Annotated in this window: 2 protein-coding genes and 2 pseudogenes; 2 read left to right on the plus strand and 2 right to left on the minus strand. The window is 70.3% G+C overall.

Features of this window, described 5'->3' with window-relative positions; all coding sequences use genetic code 11:
* Positions 1-256: 256 nt before the first annotated feature.
* Positions 257-583, plus strand: a pseudogene (locus ABZ642_RS46320) (transposase family protein); the annotation flags it as partial.
* 57 nt (positions 584-640) lie between these two features.
* On the opposite strand, the gene ABZ642_RS46325 reads toward ABZ642_RS46320, so the two are convergent.
* Together ABZ642_RS46325 and ABZ642_RS46330 are read right to left on the minus strand one after the other, a co-directional pair.
* Positions 641-2,701 (minus strand): SpoIIE family protein phosphatase, encoded by a 2,061-nt coding sequence (locus ABZ642_RS46325; RefSeq protein ID WP_360497767.1) that lies wholly within the window; start codon positions 2,699-2,701, stop codon positions 641-643.
* Between the two features lie 551 nt (positions 2,702-3,252).
* Positions 3,253-4,218: a pirin family protein gene (locus ABZ642_RS46330; protein ID WP_360497770.1), complete on the minus strand. Its 966-nt coding sequence runs from the start codon at positions 4,216-4,218 to the stop codon at positions 3,253-3,255.
* Positions 4,219-4,386: 168 nt separating this feature from the next.
* Between ABZ642_RS46330 and ABZ642_RS46335 the strand changes: the two are divergent.
* Positions 4,387-4,603: pseudogene (locus ABZ642_RS46335) on the plus strand (hypothetical protein); the annotation flags it as partial.

The raw sequence follows: 4,603 nt of genomic DNA on the forward strand, positions 1-4,603 counted from the left end.
CATCCGTACCCCCGCAGGGCAACCACCCCGCCCGCCAGGAAGAGACCAAGCCCATGCCCCCTCCGCGAACCGGTCACGGTCACCCGACACCGACCGCCCCAACCGCGACGGAACAGGTGACCGAATAGGAGCCATGCCCGACCGACACCCACCGCACCCACGCACACGCGGAGCGCCGCAGACGGAACCGGGGGCATCCCACACACCGGGTCGTCATCGGCGGGAAACCGGTGTCGCCGCAGAGACGGCCCGGAGACGAGTCCTGCCGGGCACCACCGCGGACGCGAAAGCCTGGCGGGGCTCGGGTCCGACGGAGCAGTGCGAGGGCGTCACGGTGCTCGGCGACGGCGCCTACATCAACACCGGGCTCGGCGTCCCGCACCGCGAACGCCCCGGACGCCCGCTGCTGGAGGGCGAGGAAGAAGACAATGCCGGGCACCGCAAGGTTCGCGGCCGCGTCGAGCACGTGATCGGCCGGATGAAGAGCTACAAGATCCTCCGCGACCGCAGGCAGGACGGTGACGCCCTTCACCATGCGGTCCAGGCCGTCGCCCGCATGCACAACCTCGCCCTCGCCGCATGACCAAACACGCCGACAGCCCAGGTCAGGCCGCCTACTCATGGCCTTCTGCAACACCCTTCAGGGCCGGAGCCGGGCTCGGGCTCGGGCGATGAGTATGGCGACGTCGTCGTGGTCGTCCGGATCGCGCAGTGCGTCCAGGAGCCGGTCGCAGGTCTCTTCCGAGGTGCGGTCGGGGCTGTGGAGCAGTTGGAGGAGGAGGTCCAGGCGCTCGTCGATGGCGTGGTGGCGGGTCTCGACCAAGCCGTCGGTGTAGAGGACCAGTTGGTCGCCGGGGGCCAGGCCGATGGTGGTGACTTCGAAGGCGACACCACCGACCCCGAGGGGTGCGCCGGTGGGGAGATCGAGCAGTTCGGGGGGCTCGCCTGTGCGGATCAGCACGGGGGGCAGGTGTCCGGCGACAGCGATGTGGCACAGGGCGCGGTGCGGGTCGTAGATGGCGTAGGCGCAGGTGGCGTACTGCTCCAGGTCAGCGGTGATCTTGTCGAGGTGGAGCAGTACCTCGGTGGGTGGGAGGTCGAGGTCGGCCAGGGTGGAGGTGGCGGTGCGCAGGCGTCCCATGGTGGTGGCGGCGCTTATGCCGCTGCCCATCACATCGCCCACGACCAGCGCGGTCCTGTCGTCCGTGAGGGGGATGGCATCGAACCAGTCGCCACCGACCTCGATGGTCGTTCCGGCGGGCCGATATCGGGAGGCGATCTCCAGGCCCGCCTGTTGCGGTGGGAGGTCTGGCAGCAGGCTGCGCTGGAGGGTGACCGCGGTGTTGCGTGCGCCTTGGTACAGACGGGCATTGTCGATGCAGACCGCGGCTCGGTCCGCAAGTTCACCGGCCAGGAGGAGGTCGTCGTTGTCGAAGGGCAGCGGGCTGCGGGCGCGGGTGAGGCCCAGGGTGCCGAGCACCTCGCCACGGGCGATCAGGGGAGTCAAGAGATAGCTGTGGATGCCGGCGCGGGCCAGGATGGCGGCGGCCTCAGCGTCACGGGCGATACGTGCCAGGTCCCGCTCGCCGACGTGGGGTATCAGAATGGGGCGGCCGGTCCGCACGCACTGAGTGGCCAGGCGCTCCGCGCCGTAGCTGGCGAGGTGGCCGGGAGGGTCTACGGCACGGACGGCCTCAGTCGGGTACGCGGCCTTCACCGCGAGGGCACGGAAGAGTGCCCGGCCGGCGCCGGGTCCCGTCGGGTGGCGGTCGTCCAGGACAGAATCCAGGATGTCCACCGCCGCCACGTCGGCGAGCTCGGGGACGGCGACGCCGGCCAGCTCGCGGGCAGTCCGTTCCACATCCAAGGTGGTGCCGATACGGGCGGAGCCGTCCGCCATCAGAGCCAGGCGCTGCCGGGCACGGTGCCGATCGGTGACATCCACCAACACGATGGCTACCCCGAGTATCCGCCCGCCGGGACCGTCGAGTCGGTAGTAGGAGACCGACCACGCGTGATCGTTTTCGGGGTCGGCGGGAGTGCGTCCCACGCTGTGCTGGTCGATCAGGGGTTCTCCGGACGTGAGGACTTGCCGCAGCGCGGCCTCGATCGCATCGACCTCCAGGAAAGGCAGGGCCTCGCGGACCGGCCGCCCGAGGTGGTCTTCGGCAGGGACGCCATTGATCTGCGCCAGCGCCGGGTTGACGGCCACGTACCGCAGGTCGGTGTCCAAGACAGCCAGCCCGATCGGTGACTGCGAGACCAGCCGCATGGACAGGGCCACGTCCCGTTCCACCTGGCGCAGGGTTGCCTCGTCGGTGGCGATGCCCAGGGCGTAGAAGTCACCGCGGTCGTCCAGCAGCCGCATGTTGCGGAACTCCACCAGCCGGGTACTGCCGTCCTTGTGCCGGACGGGGAAGGCGCCGGCCCATCCTTGTCCCGTCCTCATGACCTCGGTGAACAGCCTGATCATCACGTCCAGGTTCTGTTCATCGACCAGCAGTCGCGCCGCGTACCGGCCCAGCGCCTCCGGCGCGGTGTAGCCGAACAGCTCCTGGGCCTGCGGACTCCACAGCACGATCCGTCCCTCGGCGTCCAGCAGCACAGCTGCGACACTGAGCAGATCCAGCAACTCATGCGGCTGTCTCGGCCCGGAATCCGGCTGTCCACCCTCAGCACCGAAGGGATCGGCTGTCTCCATCCGAGCACTCCCTCCGCCTGCCGGCGCGATGCGCCCTCTTCGCCGGCTTCAGGCTGTGGCCTAGGTACCCTGCACCTCGCAGTGCTTCCATGGTCCCCCGGATCTGGGCGGCCGCACGGTCGCCCGATACAGCTCGCCGCGCCCCAGGCCCCAGGCGATGGGCACCGGCGAAAAGCTCCGACTAAACGCCAATGTTCTCCTGAGAGGTTTTCGTGAGACGGCGAGGCCGGATTCCCGTCATCCGGCGGTGTCAGCTGTTTCTGCAGGGCGGGATCCGGCGTCGGCCTCATCAAGCCGGTGCCTCATGCGCCGGCAACGCAGGCGTGAGGCCCTGACGTTCCGTCAGGCCGACTTGGAGTCAGGGAAGTCAGCATCAGGTCGGCATTGGTTCTGGCAAAGCCGCCCACCGACGCCCACACCGTGGAATCGGCAGAGCCCCCGGAGATGCTGTCGTGGCACCTCCCGAGGTCTCTTGCCGCCCATGATCACCCGCAGGCGGAGGGTGGTTGTGCGGTCATCTGATCTGAGTGGGGAGTAGGTGTGCGCGCAGGTCAGCGGGCCCGTCCGCGCGGTTTGAGTGGCGTTGGGGGCAGCTCCGGTGCCGACAACGGGGCCCCGTCATACCCCTTCACCTCGCCGAAACGGGTGCCCTTTGCCCAGTCCTCGCGGGCCTGTGCGATCTCTTCTTGGGAACGGGCGACGAAGTTCCACCACATGATGAGCTCCTCCTCGAACGGCTCGCCGCCCAGGAGCATGATCGCCGCGTCCGACTCGGCGTGCAGCGGCAGTTCGGTGCGGCCGCAGCCGAGGTAGAGCATCGAGCCCGGGACCACCGGGACGCCGTCGACACGCACCTCGCCGGACATCGCCAGCACGCCGTACTCGAAGTCGGGCTCCAGCGGCAGGCGCAGATCGGCCCCTCGCGTCAGCGCCAGGTCGGCCCCGACGATCGGGGTGAACGTCGTACCGGGCGAGGTCGCGCCGTCGAGGGAGCCGAGGATGACCGTCGCGGTGAGGCCGGGTGCGGTGACCGTCGGCAGGTCGGGGTGGTGCTCGAACTTCGGTTCGACGTGCCGGTGGGAGTCCGGCAGCGCGACCCACAGCTGGGCGCCGTGCAGGTACCGGGCGTGCGGCCTGGGGCTCTCCTCCGAGTGGCTGATCGCCCGGCCCGAGGTCATCAGCCCGAGCTCGCGCGGGCGGATCGTCTGCAGGCTGCCGGTCGAGTCGCGGTGCAGCACCTCGCCCTGGTGCAGCCAGCTGACCGTCTGCAGCCCGATGTGCGGGTGCGGCGGGACCTGCATCCCGGACTCGTCGGCGATGTCGTCGGGGCCGTAGTGGTCGACGAACGCCCAGGCGCCGATCATGCGGCGGCCGAGGTTCGGCAGCAGCCGGCGCACCTCGGTCGACTCGCCGAGTTGCACGTGGCGGGGGCTCAGCAGCTCGCGGACGGGCTCGGCGACGACGAATCCGCGGCCACCGCACACGCTCGGGACGGGCGCACGGTCAAGGTTGCTCATGCGACCCAACCTAGCGGCCGAACGTCCCGGTTGCCGAGCGGTCGGCCGGGCGTGCGGAACCCTTCCCTCAGGTTGTCGAAGACCGGACGGTACGTCTGCCCCTTGGCGTCCGGCGCGGAGAGGCGGATGTCGGCCTCCCGGCCGTCCTCCCTGCCACAGCCCAGGCCGATGGCGCGGAAGACACGGACCGGGCACCGGAAGGTGAACTTCCAGACCGCCGACCAGACCGCCGACCAGGGCGACGCGGACGCGCCGGACGCGCCGGACGTGCCGGCTGCGTCGGGCGCCGGCGCCGAAGACGCACTCATGGCGCAGGCCGCCCCAGAGCACGCCCCGAGGGCCCCGGGGCACCCGGATCGGGACGGCGAAGGAAGCGCGGATCCGT

Origin of the sequence: Streptomyces sp. NPDC007157, from assembly GCF_040634235.1 — a bacterium.
Lineage (GTDB): Bacteria > Actinomycetota > Actinomycetes > Streptomycetales > Streptomycetaceae > Streptomyces.

What these genes read in the sequence shown, in the direction of transcription:
- ABZ642_RS46325 (WP_360497767.1), bottom strand. Translation starts at nt 2,701, where the DNA reads ATGGAGACAGCCGATCCCTTCGGTGCTGAGGGTGGACAGCCGGATTCC.
- ABZ642_RS46330 (WP_360497770.1), bottom strand. Translation starts at nt 4,218, where the DNA reads ATGAGCAACCTTGACCGTGCGCCCGTCCCGAGCGTGTGCGGTGGCCGC.